14 protein-coding genes are annotated in these 18076 nt (G+C 72.5%); 6 read left to right on the top strand and 8 right to left on the bottom strand.

Features of this window, described 5'->3' with window-relative positions; genetic code table 11:
- Positions 1 to 95: 95 nt before the first annotated feature.
- A complete protein-coding gene (gene era / locus ACY34M_RS02450; protein WP_462717353.1) occupies positions 96 to 1064 on the top strand; it encodes a GTPase Era in 969 nt (322 codons plus the stop codon).
- Between the two features lie 5 nt (positions 1065 to 1069).
- Here the strand turns inward: era and ACY34M_RS02455 are convergent, their stop codons facing one another.
- Positions 1070 to 1903 (bottom strand): helix-turn-helix transcriptional regulator, encoded by an 834-nt coding sequence (locus tag ACY34M_RS02455; RefSeq protein WP_462717354.1) that lies wholly within the window; start codon positions 1901 to 1903, stop codon positions 1070 to 1072.
- 151 nt (positions 1904 to 2054) lie between these two features.
- Between ACY34M_RS02455 and ACY34M_RS02460 the strand changes: the two genes are divergently transcribed.
- Positions 2055 to 2909: an NAD-dependent epimerase/dehydratase family protein gene (locus ACY34M_RS02460; protein WP_462717712.1), complete on the top strand. Its 855-nt coding sequence runs from the start codon at positions 2055 to 2057 to the stop codon at positions 2907 to 2909.
- A gap of 22 nt (positions 2910 to 2931) precedes the next feature.
- Here ACY34M_RS02460 and ACY34M_RS02465 read toward each other — a convergent pair whose 3' ends face one another.
- From ACY34M_RS02465 to ACY34M_RS02480, 4 genes are all read right to left on the bottom strand, one after another.
- Positions 2932 to 4173 (bottom strand): MFS transporter, encoded by a 1242-nt coding sequence (locus tag ACY34M_RS02465; RefSeq protein ID WP_462717355.1) that lies wholly within the window; start codon positions 4171 to 4173, stop codon positions 2932 to 2934.
- Complete coding sequence (locus ACY34M_RS02470) at positions 4170 to 5501, bottom strand: GH1 family beta-glucosidase (protein WP_462717356.1); 1332 nt, start codon at positions 5499 to 5501, stop codon at positions 4170 to 4172. The genes ACY34M_RS02465 and ACY34M_RS02470 overlap by 4 nt, the downstream gene beginning before the upstream one ends.
- A gap of 83 nt (positions 5502 to 5584) precedes the next feature.
- Positions 5585 to 5851: a protealysin inhibitor emfourin gene (locus ACY34M_RS02475; protein WP_462717357.1), complete on the bottom strand. Its 267-nt coding sequence runs from the start codon at positions 5849 to 5851 to the stop codon at positions 5585 to 5587.
- 32 nt (positions 5852 to 5883) lie between these two features.
- Positions 5884 to 6969 (bottom strand): M4 family metallopeptidase, encoded by a 1086-nt coding sequence (locus tag ACY34M_RS02480; protein ID WP_462717358.1) that lies wholly within the window; start codon positions 6967 to 6969, stop codon positions 5884 to 5886.
- A 287-nt stretch (positions 6970 to 7256) separates the two neighbouring features.
- On the opposite strand from ACY34M_RS02480, the gene leuA reads away from it, so the two are divergent.
- Both leuA and ACY34M_RS02490 read left to right on the top strand, forming a co-directional pair.
- Positions 7257 to 8978: a 2-isopropylmalate synthase gene (leuA, locus tag ACY34M_RS02485; RefSeq protein WP_462717359.1), complete on the top strand. Its 1722-nt coding sequence runs from the start codon at positions 7257 to 7259 to the stop codon at positions 8976 to 8978.
- Between the two features lie 187 nt (positions 8979 to 9165).
- The gene (locus ACY34M_RS02490) at positions 9166 to 9861 is read left to right on the top strand and encodes a tellurite resistance TerB family protein (RefSeq protein ID WP_462717360.1); all 696 of its coding nucleotides are present in this window, start codon (positions 9166 to 9168) and stop codon (positions 9859 to 9861) included.
- Between the two features lie 80 nt (positions 9862 to 9941).
- Here the strand turns inward: ACY34M_RS02490 and ACY34M_RS02495 are convergent, their stop codons facing one another.
- Positions 9942 to 12017 carry an ATP-binding protein gene (locus ACY34M_RS02495; protein WP_462717361.1) on the bottom strand — a complete coding sequence of 692 codons (2076 nt, stop codon included), beginning with the start codon at positions 12015 to 12017 and terminating at the stop codon, positions 9942 to 9944.
- 217 nt (positions 12018 to 12234) lie between these two features.
- On the opposite strand from ACY34M_RS02495, the gene ACY34M_RS02500 reads away from it, so the two are divergent.
- Entirely contained in the window at positions 12235 to 13413 is a 1179-nt protein-coding gene (locus ACY34M_RS02500; protein ID WP_462717362.1) for a PP2C family protein-serine/threonine phosphatase, read from the top strand.
- A 302-nt stretch (positions 13414 to 13715) separates the two neighbouring features.
- Here the strand turns inward: ACY34M_RS02500 and ACY34M_RS02505 are convergent, their stop codons facing one another.
- Positions 13716 to 14651: a LysR family transcriptional regulator gene (locus tag ACY34M_RS02505; protein ID WP_462717363.1), complete on the bottom strand. Its 936-nt coding sequence runs from the start codon at positions 14649 to 14651 to the stop codon at positions 13716 to 13718.
- 100 nt (positions 14652 to 14751) lie between these two features.
- On the opposite strand from ACY34M_RS02505, the gene ACY34M_RS02510 reads away from it, so the two are divergent.
- A complete protein-coding gene (locus ACY34M_RS02510) occupies positions 14752 to 15936 on the top strand; it encodes an MFS transporter (protein ID WP_462717364.1) in 1185 nt (394 codons plus the stop codon).
- Here ACY34M_RS02510 and ACY34M_RS02515 read toward each other — a convergent pair.
- On the bottom strand, positions 15891 to 18008 hold the full coding sequence (locus ACY34M_RS02515) for an ATP-binding protein (RefSeq protein ID WP_462717365.1): 2118 nt from the start codon (positions 18006 to 18008) through the stop codon (positions 15891 to 15893). The two genes, ACY34M_RS02510 and ACY34M_RS02515, sit on opposite strands and share 46 nt — an antisense overlap.
- Positions 18009 to 18076 lie beyond the last annotated feature (68 nt).

The raw sequence follows: 18076 nt of genomic DNA on the forward strand, positions 1-18076 counted from the left end.
TTCCGGAACCGCACGCTCGGGTTTCCGCCGTGTTTCTTGTTGCCGGGCGGTTACCGGTACCTCACTGTGCTGCGGCACCCCCGCCATCGGGGACAATGGGCGCCATGAGCGCTCGTACCCAGCAGTCCCAGTCGTCGAATTCCCCGGAGCCCGCGCACCGCGCCGGCTTCGCCTGCTTCGTCGGCCGCCCCAACGCGGGCAAGTCCACCCTCACGAACGCTCTGGTCGGCAAGAAGGTGGCCATCACCGCCGACCAGCCGCAGACCACGCGGCACACCGTGCGCGGCATCGTGCACCGCGACGACGCGCAGCTGATCCTGGTGGACACCCCCGGCCTGCACAAGCCGCGCACGCTGCTGGGCGAGCGGCTCAACGACGTCGTGCGCACCACGTGGGCCGAGGTCGACGTCATCGGCTTCTGCCTGCCCGCCGACCAGAAGCTCGGCCCCGGCGACAAGTTCATCGCCAAGGAACTCGCGTCGATCAAGAAGACGCCGAAGGTCGCCATCGTCACCAAGACGGACCTCGTCGACAGCAAGACCCTCGCCGAGCAGCTCATCGCCATCGACCAGCTCGGCAAGGAGCTGGGCATCGAGTGGGCGGAGATCGTGCCGGTCTCGGCCGTCGGCGAGAAGCAGGTCGACCTGCTGGCCGATCTGCTGATCCCGATGCTGCCCGAAGGGCCGATGCTCTACCCCGAGGGCGACCTCACCGACGAGCCCGAGCAGGTCATGGTCGCGGAGCTGATCCGCGAGGCCGCGCTCGAAGGCGTACGGGACGAGCTGCCGCACTCCATCGCCGTCGTGGTCGAGGAGATGCTGCCGCGCGAGGACCGGCCCAAGGACAAGCCGCTCCTCGACATCCACGCGTTCGTCTACATCGAGCGGCCCAGCCAGAAGGGCATCATCATCGGCCCGAAGGGCAAGCGCCTGAAGGACGTCGGCATCAAGTCCCGCAAGCAGATCGAGGCGCTGCTCGGCACGCCGGTCTACCTCGACCTGCACGTCAAGGTGGCGAAGGACTGGCAGCGCGACCCGCGCCAGCTCCGCAAGCTCGGCTTCTGATCCCGTTAAGGACCGCTCGGCGCCAGGTCCTGAAGGCCGACCACCCGCAGCAGCTCAAGCCGTTCGTACGTCTCCGTGCCCGGCCGCGCCGAGTGCACGACGAGCTGCTGGCTGTGCCCGTCGCCGACCAGGACCTCGCAGTCCAGGTCGAGGGCGCCGACCACGGGGTGCAGGAACCGCTTCGGTGACGGGCGGCGCACCACCACCTCGTGCGAGGCCCACAGCTCCTCGAACTCCTTCGACGCGGCCCGCAGCTCGGCCACGAGCGCGGCAGGACCCGGATCCTTCGGACGGGCCGCGCTGACCGCCCGCAGGCTCGCCACGTGGGCCCGGCTGTGCTCCTCGTGCTTCTCGGGCGGTGCCAGGGTGCGGCCCGCCGGGTCGGTGAACCAGCGGCGGATCAGATTGGTCCCCGTGTGGTCGCCGGTCAGCGCCACCGACATCGCGTTCTGCGCGAGCATCTCGCCCCAGTCGCTCATCACGCTCGCCGGCAGATCGTGCAGCCGGTCCAGGATCAGCAGCAGCCCCGGCCGCACGTGCACCGACGAACCGCCCGGCCGCGGCGGCTCCTCGCCCGCCAGATGGAACAGGTGGTCGCGCTCGGCGTCGGTGAGGCGCAGCGCGCGGGCCAGCGCGGTCAGCATCTGCCGCGAGGGGTGCGAGCCGCGGCGCTGCTCCAGGCGCGTGTAGTAGTCCGTGGACATCCCGGCGAGCTGGGCCACCTCCTCGCGGCGCAGCCCCGGCGTGCGGCGCCGCGGTCCCGCGGTCATGCCGACGTCGGACGGGTTCAGCCGGGTGCGGCAGCGGCGCAGGAAGTCGGCGAGCTCGGTTCGGTTCACCTCTTCAGGATCGCCCGGTACGGGGCCGCTATCCAGTGCGTATCCAGGGAGTGCCGGTCCCTGGATGAACGCGTCTCTCCCGCCGCGGCGGTCGCTGCCACAGGCTTCAGGCATGGCTACGACAACGGGCCACGGCGACAAGGAGGCGGCCATGCTGACACTGGTGACGGGTGCGACGGGACAGGTCGGGCGGCGGTTCGTGCCGCGACTGATCCAGGGCGCGCCGCAGGGCGACCGGGTGCGGGTGCTCGTACGGGACGAGGCGCGCGGCGAGCGCTTCGCGGAGCTCGGCGCCGAGGTCGTCGTCGGCGATCTGCGGGACGTGGACGCGCTGGGCAAGGCGACGGCCGGTGCGGACTCCGTGCTGAATGTGGCCGCGGCCTTCCGCGGGGTGCCGGACGAGGAGGCGCAGGCGGTCAACCGGGACGCCGCGATCGAGCTTGGGCGGGCCGCTGTGGCCTCGGGCGTGCGGCGGTTCGTGCAGGTCAGCACCGGCCTCGTGTACGGGGCGGGGCGCGGCAGGCCGCTGGTCGAGGACGACGAGACGCGGCCGGGCGGGCACCTGTGGGGCGCCTACCCGCAGTCCAAGTGGGAGGCGGAGCGGGCCCTCGGCGCCCTGGACGGGCTCGACGACCTGCGGATCGGGCGGCTGCCCTTCGTGTACGGCGACGGCGACCCGCACATCGACAACGCGCTCGAGTGGGCGCCGTCCTGGCCCGCCATGCAGCGCCTCCACATGGGCCACCACGCCGATGTGGCGCAGGGCCTGCGGCGTCTGCTGTACGCGGCCGGGGCGTCCGGGGTCTACAACATCGCCGACGACGCCCCGGTGACCACGGTCGACCTCTTCCAGCTGGGCGGGCTGCCGGTGCCTCCGGAGGTGTACGAGAAGGAGGCCCCGGACCCGTGGCACTCCGTGATGTCGACGGGCCGTATCCGGCACGAGCTGGGCTTCCGCCCGATCTACCCGTCGGCGTGGACGGCACGGGACGCCGGGGTGATGTAGGCGCGGCTCCCGGTGCGGCGCGTCAGGCCACTCCCTTGATCCGCCGCACCAGCAGCGCCCCCGCGAGCCCCACCCCCGCCGCCACCAGGTACAGCACCCGGTACCCGCCCAACTGGTTCACCAGCGGAGCGGCGAGCGCGGGGGCGGCGACCTGGGGGAGGGAGTTGGCGATGTTGATGACACCGAGGTCCTTGCCGCGGTCGAGCGCCTTCGGCAGGACGTCGGTCATCAGCGCGAAGTCGACCGAGGTGAACACGCCGAAGCCGACGCCGAGGACGGCCGCCGCGACGATCGCGCCCGGCCAGGTCTGCCACCCGGCGAGCATCCCGGTCGCCGCCGCCATCAGCACGCCCGACCACAGCACGAACGGCTTGCGCCGCCCCACCCGGTCGGACCAGGCGCCGCCCACCACGACGGTGGCGAGCAGCGTCACACCGTTCACCGCGGTCAGCACGAGGACCCCCGCGTCCGGGTCGTCGAGGTGCAGCCGGTCGCGCAGGTAGTAGTAGAGGTAGAGCAGGACCAGCGCGTTTCCCAGGTTGATCAGGAAGCGGGTCAGCCACGCCCAGCCGAGGTCCGGGTACCGCCGCGGGCTCAGCCGGAACCCCGCGGCGAACCGGCGCCACGACCACGCCGGACGGTCGGCCGCCGCGAGCCGCAGGTCCGGGTGGCGCAGCACGTACGGCGCCACGCCGAGGAGCGTGAACGCGGCGCACGCCGCATACCCGGCGCCCACCCCGCCCGCCACCGTCGCGAGCCCCGTGCCGACGACCACGCCGAGGATCTGCGCCGCCCCCAGCCAGCCGCCCACCGCGCCCCGCTGACGCCGCGGCACCCGGTCGGGGACGGCCGCCGTGACCGCCGCGAACGCCGCGTTCAGGGCCAGCTGCACCAGGCACCAGCCGGCGAACAGCACCCACACCGTGCCCGCGCCCCCGAGCAGCAGCAGCGACAGGGCGCCGCCCGCCGCGCCCGCCACGATCCACGGCGTGCGCCGCCCGTACCGCGACACCGTGCGGTCCGAGAGGGCGCCGAAGAGCGGATTCGCCGCCAGGGACACCACCGCCCCGACGCCCGTCACCCACGCGAGCAGCGACTCCTTCGACAGGCCCGTGCCCGGCGCGAAATGCTCGGACTGCCGGGCGAGCAGGATCTGCAGCGGCCCGTACCAGCCCACCCAGATCGCCCCGTTGGCCAGCGACAGCGCCGCAGTCCAGCCGCGACCGACCCGCTCGGAGGGCTCCTGAAGGGCGAGGTCCGTCATGCCCGGCGGGCCCGCAGCGCGCCTTGCAGCCAGCCGTACGACGCCTTCGGGGTGCGCTGCTGCGTCGCGTAGTCGACGTGCACGAGGCCGAAGCGCTTCGTGTAGCCCTCCGCCCATTCGAAGTTGTCCAGCAGCGACCAGACGAAGTAGCCGCGCACGTCGACGCCTGCCGTGACGGCCCGGTGCACCGCCCGGATGTGGCCGTCCAGGTACGCGATGCGCTCCTGGTCGTCGAGCCCCTCGTACGCGCAGCCGTTCTCCGTGATGACGAGCGGCGGCAGCCGGTCGCCGTAGCGCTCGCGGAAGCCCACGAGGAGTTCGGTGAGCGCGTCGGGCACCACCGGCCAGCCGAAGTCCGTCGTCGGGTACCCCTCGATCTCCTTGACGGAGAAGGGGAGTTCGGCGGGGAGGGTGATGCCGGAGAAGTCCACGTCGGCGGCGCCGGGCGCGCCCACCTTCGTCGGCTGGTAGAAGTTGATCCCGTACCAGTCGAGCGTGTCCTCGGAGATCACCTTCAGGTCGGCGGCCACGTCGGCGCCGGGCATCAGCTCCCCGAATCCGTCCGGGTACCGGCCCAGCAGCAGCGGGTCGGAGAAGAGCCGGTTGAGGATCACGTCGTACAGGTCGGCGGCCCCGGTGTCGGCGGGGTCGGCGGAGGCGGGCCAGGTCGGGCCGTGCGAGTTGGCGATCCCGATGTCGCGGGCGCCCGCCGCGCGCAGCGCCCGCGCCGCGAGACCGTGGGCGAGGAGCTGGTGGTGGGCCACGGGCAGCGCGTCGAAGAGCAGCTTCTTGCCGGGGGCGTGCTCGCCGAGCGCGTGCCCCAGCAGGGTGTGCTCAGCGGGTTCGTTGAGAGTGATCCACTTGTCGACGCGGTCGCCGAGGCGGCCCGCGACCGTCGCCGTGTACTCGGCGAACCGGGACGCCGTGTCCCGCTCCAGCCAGCCACCCGCCTCTTGAAGGGACAGTGGCAGGTCCCAGTGGAAGAGCGTGGGGACGGGGCGCACGCCCTGCGCGCACAGCTCGTCGACGAGCCGGTCGTAGAAGTCCAGGCCGCCGGGCGCGAGCACCCGGGGCCACGAGACGGAGAAGCGGTACGCGTCCACGCCCAGGTCACGGACGAGCGCCACGTCCTCCCGGTGGCGGGCCACGTGGTCGCAGGCCACCTCCGCCGTCGAGCCGTCCTTGATCCGGCCGGGTTCGGCGCCGAACGCGTCCCAGATCGAGGGCGCACGTCCTTCGACGGCGCCCTCGATCTGGTGGGCCGATGTGGAGACGCCCCACAGGAAACCGGGCGGGAAAGCGGGAAGCGGTGCCTCGGTCGCGGTCATGGGCGCGATCATCCGTACCCGTCGGTAGGAAGTCAACGCCCGTGCGGCCGGGGCTTGTTACACCCCTTCCCCGCGCCCCTTCCCTACGCCCCTTCCTTCAGAACCCGCGTGATGAGCCTGCGCTGCTCCTCGGTGAGACGGGGATCCGCGCAGTACACCGTCTGCCCGTCCACCGTGATCGTGTAGCTGAAGCCGTCCGGGACGCCTATCGGCGGCGTGCTGCGGCCGGAGGCCAGGGCCTTTTCGGCCAGGGTGTGCCACTCGTGGGCATCGGACCGGCCCGCCGTGTCGACCTCGGCGTGCCGGTCGATGCCGGCGAATCCGCCCGTGCGCGAGACGTGAATACGCATGGGTCCCTGTCTACTCCGAAACCGGTGCGCCGTCAGGACGTGGGCACCCCGACCTGCTCCCAGGCCTTGAGCACCGACTGGTACTCCTCGCCGCCGCCGTAGCGGGCCTGCGCCGCCTTCACCGTCGCCTTGGCGAAGTCGGGGAACAGGCAGTCCTGCTTGAGCTCGCCGCCGGTCAGCGTGTCGAACCAGATCTGGCCCGCCCGCTCCCACGCGTACCCGCCCAGCGACTCGGCCAGGATGTAGAACGCGTGGTTGGGGATGCCGGAGTTGATGTGCACCCCGCCGTTGTCCCGGCCCGTCCTCACGAAGTGGTCCATGTCGGCGGGCTGCGGGTCCTTGCCGAGCACGTCGTCGTCGTACGCCGTGCCGGGCGCCTTCATGGAGCGCAGGGCGACGCCCGTGACGCGCGGCGCGAGCAGCCCCGCGCCGATCAGCCAGTCGGCCTCTGCGGCGGTCTGGCCGAGCGTGTACTGCTTGATCAGGGAACCGAAGACGTCGGACATCGACTCGTTCAGGGCACCCGGCTGGCCGAAGTACGTCAGGTTCGCCGTGTACTGCGTGACGCCGTGGGTCAGCTCGTGGCCGATGACGTCGACGGGGATGGTGAAGTCGAGGAAGATCTCGCCGTCACCGTCGCCGAACACCATCTGCTCGCCGTTCCAGAAGGCGTTGTTGTAGTCCTCGGCGTAGTGCACCGTCGCGTTCAGCGGCAGGCCGTTGCCGTCGATCGAGTGGCGGGAGAACTTCTCCAGGTACAGCTCGAACGTCGCGCCGAGCCCCGCGTACGCGCGGTTGACGGTCGCGTCCTTGCCGGGCTTGTCGCCCTCGCCGCGCACCTTGCGGCCCGGCAGGTTCGTGCCGTGCTTGGCGTCGTAGAGGGTGCGGTGCGGCTTCCGGTCCTCGGCGCCCGCGGGCGGGGCGACGGAGGGCGCGCCGATGACGGTCGTCATCCGGCGGTGCGTGCGCTCGAAGGCGTCGCGCTCCAGGGAGCGTCGGGCCTTGGCGGCGATCGCGGAGTCCTCGCTCTGCGCTGCCTTGTCGAGGACGTGCGGCGGCACGATGGTGCAGAAAACGGGCTCGAACCCCGCTGGGTTCCCCGTTGGTGTGGCGGTCATGCGAGGCAATGTGGCACTGGGTCACGCCGCTGTCACTACCTGCCACCATGATTAGCGAAATAGAGGTATTGATCACCTCTTACCCGTTACCTGTCCACGGTCCCGCATACTGATACGGGTCTTCGCGTCACGCGGTACTCGACTAAGGTGCGGTGCATCATGCGTTTCGGGCTGCTTCTCCTTAGCTGCCGCGGCGAGGGCCTGTAGAAAAGGCCGGCTCCCTCCCCGCGGAGTTTGGTGTTGCGCCGTCGGCCGCCTTCAAGGCCACCTCCGAGGAGCCCCGCATCATGGCAAACCGCCAGCAGCCCAGCAGCATGCCGATCCACAAGTACGGCCAGTACGACCAGGTCGACATCCCGGACCGCACATGGCCCGGAAAGCGGATCACCACCGCCCCCCGCTGGCTCTCCACGGATCTGCGCGACGGCAACCAGGCGCTGATCGACCCGATGTCCCCGGCCCGCAAGCGCGCGATGTTCGACCTGCTGGTCAAGATGGGCTACAAGGAGATCGAGGTCGGCTTCCCCGCGTCGGGGCAGACGGACTTCGACTTCGTACGCTCGATCATCGAGGATCCGGCCGCGATTCCGGACGACGTCACGATCTCCGTACTGACCCAGGCCCGCGAGGACCTGATCGAGCGGACCGTGGAGTCCCTGAAGGGCGCCAAGAACGCCACGGTCCACCTGTACAACGCCACGGCGCCGGTCTTCCGCCGCGTCGTCTTCCGCGGCTCCAAGGAAGAGATCAAGCAGATCGCCGTCGACGGCACGCGCCTGGTCATGGAGTACGCCGAGAAGCTGCTGGGCCCGGAGACGAAGTTCGGCTACCAGTACAGCCCCGAGATCTTCACGGACACCGAGCTGGAGTTCGCCCTGGAGGTCTGTGAAGCCGTCATGGACGTCTACCAGCCGGGCCCGGACCGCGAGATCATCCTGAACCTGCCGGCCACGGTGGAGCGTTCGACGCCGTCCACGCACGCGGACCGCTTCGAGTGGATGTCGCGCAACCTGTCGCGCCGCGAGTACGTCTGCCTGTCCATCCACCCGCACAACGACCGCGGCACCGCCGTCGCCGCCGCCGAGCTGGGCGTCATGGCGGGCGGCGACCGTGTCGAGGGCTGCCTGTTCGGCCAGGGCGAGCGCACCGGCAACGTCGACCTGGTCACCCTGGGCATGAACCTGTTCTCGCAGGGCGTCGACCCGCAGATCGACTTCTCCGACATCGACGAGATCCGTCGTACGTGGGAGTACTGCAACCAGATGGAGGTCCACCCCCGCCACCCGTACGTGGGCGACCTGGTCTACACGTCCTTCTCCGGCTCCCACCAGGACGCCATCAAGAAGGGCTTCGACGCCATGGAGGCCGACGCGAAGGCCAAGGGCGTCACCGTCGACGACATCGAGTGGGCCGTCCCGTACCTGCCGATCGACCCGAAGGACGTCGGCCGCTCCTACGAGGCCGTCATCCGCGTCAACTCGCAGTCCGGCAAGGGCGGTATCGCGTACGTCCTGAAGGACGGGCACAACCTGGACCTGCCGCGCCGCATGCAGGTCGAGTTCTCCAAGGTCATCCAGCAGAAGACGGACGCCGAGGGCGGCGAGGTCACGCCGAAGGACATCTGGGCCGTCTTCCAGGACGAGTACCTGCCCAACCCCGAGAACCCGTGGGGCCGCATCCAGGTCAAGACCGGTCAGACCACGACCGACACGGACGGCGTGGACACGCTGACCGTCGAGGCCGAGGTGGACGGCGAGGAGCAGGTCCTGGTCGGCACCGGCAACGGCCCGATCTCCGCCTTCTTCAACGCTCTGCAGGCCATCGGCATCGACGCCCGGCTGCTGGACTACCAGGAGCACACGATGAGCGAGGGCGCCTCCGCCGTCGCCGCCTCGTACATCGAGGTGGCCATCGAGGACAAGGTTCTGTGGGGTATCGGCACCGATGCGAACACGACACGTGCTTCGCTGAAGGCGGTCGTCTCCGCGGTCAACCGCGCGAGCCGCTGAGGTACTTGAGCTGGGAAGACGCGGCCCCGTGCACCTTTTGTGGGTGTGCGGGGCCGCGTCGTGTCCCGGCCAGGAACGAGAAGTTCCGTGACCTCGGCGTGACCAAGGTGCTGACGCGGCATCAACAATGTGGCTAACATCACGCCAACGCCGCGATGATGCGGCGCCACGACGGGAGGTGTGCGACGTGCTGCCGAATCAGGGACGCATGGGACTGACCGGGCTCTCGCGGGTGTTCGGGGTGCACACCGTCTGGACGACCGTGGGCGACGGCGAGTTCTTCTGCCCGGGCTGCGGCGGCGATCGCAACTATCAACGGCGGACGGGACGGCGCCGGTTGGTGCTGCTCGGCGTGCCCGTCGTGCCGCGCGGGCAGGCGGGGCCCGTCGTCGAATGCGCGGCCTGTGAGGGCCGGTTCGGCACGGACGCGCTCGACCACCCGACCACGCGCCGCTTCTCCGCGATGCTGCGGGACGCCGTGCACACGGTGGTGCTCGCGGTCCTCGCGGGTGGCGGAACGTCTCCGCTGGCGCTGGAGTCCGCGGTGGGTACGTTGCGGGATGCCGGGTTCGAGGACACCTCCGAGGAACAACTGGCCGCGCTCGTCGACGCGTTGATGACCGATGCGGGGCGGGTGGCGGAGCAGTGTGGTGCCGGGGCCGGTCTTGCCATCGAGCTGCACGAGGCGCTCGATCCGCTGGCGCAGCATCTCGCTCCGGCGGGGCGGGAGGCGATCCTCTTGCAGGGGGCGAGGATCGCGCTGGCCGACGGGATGTATTCGGCGGGGGAGCGGGATGTGCTCGGGACGGTGGGCGCGGCGTTGACCTTGTGTACGGATGAGGTGGGCGAGTTGTTGGCTGCGGCCTCGCGGACGCCCAGCTGAGCCGTCCCCACGCCTCGGGGCTCTGCCCCGGACCCCGCTGCTCAATCGCCGCAGGGGCTTGAAATGCGGACTCTCGCTGCTCAATCGCCGCAGGGGCTTGAAATGCGGGTGGACAGGCTGTAGGTGATGCCGTCTGCGGTTTCCATTTCTAGGCCGGAGGCGAACTGGGACTCGTACGTGGTGTCGTCGAGGGTTTCGCGGATGCGGCGTTCCGTGCGGTGGCGGGTGGCCATCAGGTCGGGGGAGCCGAGTTGGGGGCGGCCGAGGCCCTGCCAGACGCGCTGGCCGATGCCGAGGAGACGGGCCGCGCGGCGGGGGTCGCCGAGTGAGCTCACGGAGGCGGCCAGCGCGTCGATCGCGACGGCGACGCCCACCCGGTCGCGGAACCGGGACTTGCCCGCGATCGTCGTGAGCGCGTGCCGTGCCGCCTCGGCGGGGCGGCCCTGGCCGTTCGCCGCGAGGGCCGCCGCCCAGCTCGCCCAGGCCCGCGCCCACTGTTCCCCGCGCCGGTCGCACTCGTCGACCAGCCGGGCCGCCACCACGGCCGCTTCCCGGAACTCGCCCGACATGACGTGGACGACCGAGCGGCAGGCCGTCGCCACGAACCAGGCCGCCTCGTAGGGCCCGGTGTGCGACCGGGTGTCCGGCGTCGCGTCGAGGACTTCGGCGGCCTCGGTCAACCGGCCCATCAGGCACAGCGACGTACCTTCCAGGTACGAGGCCGCCATCACGTGGGCCGGGCTGGGGCGCGGGCGGGTGCGGTCGCGGAACTGGGCGGCCACCTTCAGGCCGGTCTCGGTGTCGCCCTGGGCGATGGCCGACACGGCCCGCGCCCACAGGCCGAGCAGCTCCTCGGACCCCGGCCGCTCGGACAGGGCGAGGGCCGCCTCCGCGTACCGCCGGCCCTCGCGGGCGAAGCCGCAGGGGAACCAGAGGATCCACAGGTGTCCGCAGAGGCGCTGCGCGGTCGGTCCGTCGCCGGTCTCCAGGCAGAAGTCGAGCGCCGTACGGAAGTTGGGGTGGTCCGTGACGAGCCGCTCGTACCAGCGCTCCTGCCCGCGGCCCATCCAGCCCGCGTCGGCCCGCCGCGCGAGGTCCAGGTGGAAGTCCCGGTGCCTGCGCCGCGCCCCCGCCACCTCCTCGGGGCCGAGCCGCTCCAGCCACGACGCCCCGAACTCGCGGACCGTGTCGAGCATGTCGTAGCGCCCGCCGGGCCTGCGCCGCACCAGTGATTTCGCCACGAGCCCGTCGAGCGCCGCCGTCACCGTGTCCTCGTCGAGCGGCCCGCCGCTGCCCACCGCCCGCGCGCCCGCCGGATCGAAGCCGCCGGTGAACACCGACAGGCGGGCCCACAGCAGCCGTTCGAGGGGAGCGCACAGTTCGTGGCTCCAGCCGATGGCCGCGCGCAGGGTGCGGTGGCGCGGCGGCTCGGTGTGCCGGTCCGCGGCGGTCAGCGTGTCGAGGCGGTCGCTGAGCAGGGAGCCGATCCGCTCCAGGGGCAGCTCGGCGAGCCGGGCGGCGGCCAGTTCGATCGCCAGGGGGATGCCGTCGAGGTGCCGGCAGACGGCCTCGGCGACGCCCCGCTCGCCGGGCCCGAGCCGGAAGTCGGGGAAGGCGAGCGCGGCCCGGTCGGCGAAGAGCGCGACCGCGTCGCCGGGCCGCCCCTCGTCGCCCTCGGCGGTGACGGGCAGCGGCGCGACCGTGAACCGGTGCTCGTCCACGAGGCCCAGCGGCTGCCTGCTCGTCGCGAGGACGCGCAGCCCCGGCGCGAGGTCGAGCAGCTTGCGGACGAGGCGCGCGCAGTCGTCGAGCAGGTGCTCGCAGGTGTCGAGGACGAGCAGTATCCGCTTGTCGGCGAGCCACTGCGCGACGACGTCCGTGGCGTCCTCGTTCGAGTTGTCGGTGAGCCGCAGCTCCTCCAGGAGTACGTTGCCCAGCAGGTCGGGGTCGGCCAGCGGGGAGAGCGGCACGAAGCACACGGCGTCGGCCACGAGCGGGCCGCTGCGCAGGGCCAGGCGCCCGGCGAGCCGGGTCTTGCCGACTCCGCCGACACCGGTGAGCGTGAGCATCCGGTGGTCCCTCAGCTCCTGTTCCAGGTAGTCGAGTTCGGCCTCGCGGCCGATGAACCGGGTGGCTTCGACGGGCAGACTTTCCACGCCCACAGTCTGCTCCGCCCGGTGCGCCGACTCGGCGGGATGCGCCGAGCTGAGCGGCTTCGCCGGGCGCCGCCCGGGATACCGGACTGAATGAGACGCAGAGTGACCAGTTCCGGTCCGCAGCGGTCGGTTGGAGGCCAATCGCCCGTGGCGACTTGTCCGGTGGACCATAGTGGGCCGTTCACCGAGGCGGGGCGAAGGAACGGGAGGCCCCTGCATGGGCGCGGCGGGAGCGGTCCGAAGGTGGCTGAGCGGTCGAGGGAGACCCCGGGAGCGGTGGGGCGTCGGAGCGCTGTGCGCAGGCCTGCTCGGCATGTGCGCCGCGCTCGCCGTCCTCTTCGACGGCCGGCACCCCGCCGTCGCGGTCCTGCTCATCGGCCCCGTCCTGGCCTGCGCCCGGTTCGGCGTGCGGGCCACGCTCACCACGGTTGCCTGGACGCTGGCCCTCGCGGTGACGGCGTGCGTCGTGCGGCACGTCGACACGGGGCCGCGGCTCGCGGTCGAGTACCTCGTCCTGCTCGTCGGCGGCCTCACCACCGTCCGTATCGCCCACGAGAGCGCGGACCGCGCGGACCGGCTGCGCCGGCTCGGCGAGGTCGCGCAGGTGGTCCAGGCGGCGCTGCTGCGCCCGGTCGACGGCCGGTTCGGCGACATCGAGGTGCACACCCGTCACCACTGCGCGGTGGCCTCCGCCACGGTCGGCGGCGATGTCTACGCGGTGGCGAACACCCCGTACGGGCTGCGGGTGTTCATCGGGGACGTCCGGGGGCACGGGCTCGACGCGGTGTGTGTGAACGCGGCGGTGGCCGACGGGTTCCGCGACCTCGCCTACGTCACCGCGGACCTGACGGAGCTCGCCGTGCTCCTCGACGCCCGCATCGCGCCCGCGCTCGGCCCGGAGGACTTCGTGACGGCCCTGTTCGCCGAGTTCGCGCCCGGCGAGGTCAGGCTCGTCAACTGCGGGCATCCACCGCCGCTGCGGATGGGCGCCCAGCCCAAGTTCCTGACTCCGGTGACCCCTTCGCTGCCGCTCGGCCTCGGCTGCGCGCCGACGCGGTCGCGCTGCTGGATGCAGTCCGGGGACCGGCTGCTCCTCTACACGGACGGACTGGTGGAGGCGCGGGACGCGCAGGGCAGGGAGTTCCCGCTGCTGGAACGCTCCCGCGGCGTGCTGTCCCGCGCGCAGCCGTGGGAGGCCCTCGACCAGCTGTACGAGGAGGTGACCGGGCACACCGGCGGGCCGCTGCGGGACGACGTGGCGCTGGTCCTGTGCGAGGTGCCTCCGGCGGTTGAGCCGCGGGGGGTGTGGCCGGGGGCCGGTGGTGCGGCGCGTCCCGGTCCCACGTCACGGGGCTCCGCCCCGGACCCCGCGCCTCAATCGCCGGCGGGGCTGTAAATGCCCGCTCCCGGGCTTTGAATGTCCGCTCCCGGGGCTCTGAATGCCCGCCGCAGGGGCTTTGAATGCCCGCTCCCGGGGCTTTGAATGCCTGCCGCAGGGGCTTTGAATGTCCGCTCCTGGGGCTTTGAATGCCTGCCGCAGGGGCTTTGAATGTCCGCTCCTGGGGCTCTGAATGCCTGCCGCAGGGGCTTTGAATGCCCGCTCCCGGGGCTTTGAATGCTCGCCGCAGGGGCTTTGAATGCCTGCCGCAGGGGCTTTGAATGCTCGCCGCAAGGGCTTTAAGTGCCGCCGCAGGGGCTCTAAGTGCCTGGCAGGGGGCGTGTGTTGATGGTTGGGCCCAGGTCCTTCGCCAGGGCCGTTGCGAGGGCTCGGAAGATGCGGACCTCCGGGTTGTCGTCGCCCGCCCGCACCGCGAGGTAACTGCTCTCCCACGGCGCGTCGAGCACCGGTACGAACACCGCACCCGGCCACGCGTAGTACCGCGCGAAGGAGCGCAGCCCCGACCCGGCGGAGCGCCCGGTCACGACGCCCGTCAGCACCTCCTGCGGTGTGAGCGCGCACTCGGTGCTGCGGCGCCGCGCCCGGTCGTCGAAGTACAGGTAGTCGGTGAAGGTGTGCGGGGTGTGCCGGGGCACCCGGAAGAACGGCAGCTCGGCGATGTCCGCGACGCCGACGCCGACCGCGCGGGCGTCGGCGAGCGGTGAGCGCTCGGGCACCACGACGATCCGCTGCTCCGTGGTGAGCACATCGGCGACGACCCGCTCGTCGTCCGGGCTCGGCCGTACGAACGCGACGTCGACCCGGTCCTCCAGGAGCGCGGTCACGTGCTCGGTGAAGTTCAGCTGCCTGATCTCGACCCGGACGTCGGGGCGGGCCCTGCGGTAGGCGTTGATGGCGGCCGGGGTCAGCTCGGCCGAGCCGTGCCCCATGATCCCCACCCGCAGCGGCCGGCCCTCGTCCGGTTCCCGGGCCGTGACTTCGGCGACGTCGTCGAGCGCGGCGTTCGCGGCGGCGAGCAGGACGCGCGCGTGCCCGGCCAGGCGCACCCCGGCGGCGGTCGGCACGACGGGCGTCGCCGTCCGGTCGAGGAGCCGCGCGCCGACCTCGCTCTCCAGACGCCGCACGTGCTGGGTGACGGCGGGCGGCGACAGGAAGAGCCGCCCGGCGGCCCGCCCGAAGTGCCCTTCTTCGACGACCGCCAGGAACGACGACAGAAGCCGCAGGTCAAGCGCCATACGTCCAGCGTAGGCCGGTCCGGGGGCGAGCGGCACGCGCCGTTCACGATTCATGAACGCGCGGTGCGCGTGCGGCGGCCGGGCCCGTACCACTGGTGGCATGACCCGTCCCGTGACCTCCCCGCCGACCGTGCCCGCCGCCGCCAAGGATCCGGTCCACGGCGGCCGGGCCGCCTGGATCATGCTGGCGTCCGGCTGGAGCGCCAACCAGTTCTCGGCGCTGCTCGGCGCCTACCGCAGCCATCTCGGCCTGACCGAGTCGACGGTCACGGGCCTGTTCGCCGTGTACGTGGTGGGGCTCATCCCGGCGCTGCTCGTGGCGGGCCCGATGGCGGACCGCAGGGGCCGGCGGTCGGTGGCGCTCGCGGCGCTCGCCCTGAACGTCCTCTCCACGCTCCTGCTCATGGCGGGCGGGCTCTGGGCGACCTGGCTGCTGCTGCCCGGCCGCTTCCTCACGGGCGTCAGCGCGGGCGCGCTGCTCGCGGCGGGCAGCGCGTGGATCAAGGAGCTCTCCGGTTCGCCGCGCCGCTCGGGCCTCTTCGTCTCGGCGGGCTTCGCCACGGGCGGCCTCGGCGCGGCCCTCATCGCCGAGTGGGCGCCCTGGCCGATGGTGACGGCGTACGTCCCGCACGTCGTGCTCGGTCTCGTGGCGGGGGTGCTCGCCGTGCGGGAGCCGGAGACGCATGCCGGGCGCCGGGCCGCGGCGCCCGCCCAGGACGCGCCGCACCCCACCCGCGCCTTCCGCCGCCAGGTCCTCTCGGTCGCCCCGTGGATCTTCACCGCGCCCACGATCGGTTTCGTCACGCTGCCCGGCAGCCTGCACACGGGCCTGATCTTCACGGGTGTCGCGACGGCCGTGGTCCCCGGCGTCGGGCTGCTGACGGCGCGGCGCGCCGTCATGACGGCGACGCCGGGGCTTGTCACGGTCGCGGTGGGCGCGGCGGTGGCCGCCGTCGCGGCGGGTACGGGCAGCGCGCCCCTGGTGCTGCCGGCCGCGGCGATACTCGGCGCGGGCTACGGGCTGACCCTCACGTACGGGCTGACCCGCACGGTGGCGCTGGCGCCGCCGCACCAACTGGCGGGCTGGACGGCCCGGTTCTGGACGGCGGCGTACGTCGGGATGTTCACGCCGTACGTCATCACGCTCGTGTCGAGGGCGGCGCCGACGGCCGCGGTGCTCGGGGCGGTGGCCGTCCTCGCGGTGGTCCACGCGGCGCTCGAAGCCCGGCGGCCGGGCCGTCAGCCCTCGGTGGCGGGGTCCGTCGCGGTGGACGTCAGGCAGTAGGCGATCGCCTCGTCGGGATCCGTGGTGAGGCCCTCCGTGAACTCCTTCTCGTACGCGGCGTCGCCGATGGCCGCGCGGCTCAGACGCTCCGTCTCGGCGCGGGCGGCCATCAGTTCGGCGCCGCCCATCTGCGGGGCGCCGAGCGTCTGCCACAGCCGCTGGGCGATGCCGAGCAGTCGGGCGCCGTGCGCGGACTCGCCCGCGCAGGTGACGGCGGTGGCCAGGGCGTCGACGGCCGCCGCGAGGCCCAGGCTGTCGCGGAGCAGCGCCTTGTCCGCGACGGCCTCCCGCGCGTGCGCTGCGGCCTCCGCGAGCCGACCGGCGCCGACGGCGGCGTGCGCGCGGACGAACGCGACGTAGCCGCGCGCCCATCGGTCGTCGCGCCGCTCGCACTCCTCGGTGATCTCGGCCGCCACGCTCTCGCAGGCCGTGAACTCGCCCGCGGCGACGTGCACATAGGCGCGGCACATCCGCATCATGAACCAGCCCACCGGATACGCGCCCGGCGTCAAGGGCCCGCAGGGCGGGGCGTCGAGGACGGCGGCGGCCCGCCGCTGGTCCCCGCCGAGCGTCAGGGGCGCGCTCCATACGTAGGCGAACGCGGCCTGCGCGGTGGGGTCGTCGGCAGCCTCGGGGCAGTTCCGCAGCTCGGCCGCGAGCCGCGCGCAGCGGTCGAGGTCGCCGAGCGCCACGCACGCCATCGCGCGCGCCCACAGCGCCTTCGTCCGCTCCGGCCCCGCGACGGCCGAGCGCTCCAGCGCCGCGTCCAGGTAGAGGGCGCCCTCGCGGGCGAAGCCGAAGGCGTACCACATCATCCACAGCGACCCGCTCATCTCCAGGACCGCGTCGAGCTCCTTCGCGGTCACGCAGAAGTCGAGCGCGGTACGGAAGTTGGCGTGCTCGGCGACCAGGCGGCGGTACCAGTCGACCTGGTCGGGGCCGATCCACTCGGCGTCCGCACGGCGCGCGAGTTCCTGGTAGAAGTCGCGGTGCCTGCGCCGGGCCCCGTGCTCCTCGTCCAGCTCGGACAGCCACCGCACGCCGTACTCGGCGACGGTGTCGAGCATGCCGTAGCGGCCGTCCGGCAGCCGCAGCACGAGCGACTTGGCCACGAGACCGTCGAGCACCGAGGCCACCTCGTCCGTGGGCAGCGGCCCGTCGCCGCCCACCGCCCGCGCGCCCGCCAGGTCGAAGCCGCCGGTGAAGACGGAGAGCCGGGCCCACAGCAGCCGCTCCAGCGGAGTGCACAGTTCGTGGCTCCAGCCGATGGTGGTGCGCAGGGTGCGGTGCCGGGGGAGGGCAGCACCGCGACCCGCGCCGGGCGGCTCGTCCAGCGCCTCGAAGCGGTGCCGGAGCCGCTCGTTCAGTTGCTCCACCGAATGCCGGGGCAGCTCGGCGAGGTGGGCGGCGGCCAGCTCAACGGCCAGCGGGATTCCGTCGAGGCGGCGGCAGACGGCGGCCGCGGCGGCGTGCTCGCCGTCGGTGAGCGCGAATCCGGGAATCCTGGCGGCGGCGCGCTCGGCGAACAGCTCGACCGCGTCGCCGGGCACGCACGCCACCGGGCCGCCGGGGGAGCGCGGCGGCCCGGGCACCGGCAGCGGCGACACCGCGAACAACCGCTCGGTGTCCACGTCGAGCGGCTGCCGGCTCGTCGCGAGGATCCGCAGGCCGGAGCCGGCTTTGAGCAGCTTGGCCACGAGGCGGGCGCACGGCAGGGAGAGGTGCTCGCAGGAGTCGAGCACCAGCAGCAGCTCCTTGTCGGCCAGCCACTCGGTGATCACCGTCTCCGGGGTGCGCGGCGACGGGTCGGCGAGGCCCAGCTCCTCCAGCAGGACGTGCCACAGCAGCGCGGGTTCCCGCAGCGGCGCGAGCGGTACGAAGCGGGCGCCGTCCGCGAGCCAGGGCGCGACCCGCTCGGCGGTCCGCAGCGCGAGCCGCGACTTGCCGACGCCGCCCACGCCGGTCAGCGTCACCAGCCGATGTTTCCCCAGCAGGGTGTGGATCGCCGCGAGTTCATGGATGCGGCCCACAAAACTGGTGGTCTCGGCAGGCAGCGTCTGCCTCGTCGCCATGGCTCCACCGTCCCTCTTCGTGCCCCTGTGCCCGGCCGTTCGGCAGTCTGCACCCGCCCGGCACGACA

It is taken from the genome of Streptomyces sp. EDA2-14 (assembly GCF_054963755.1).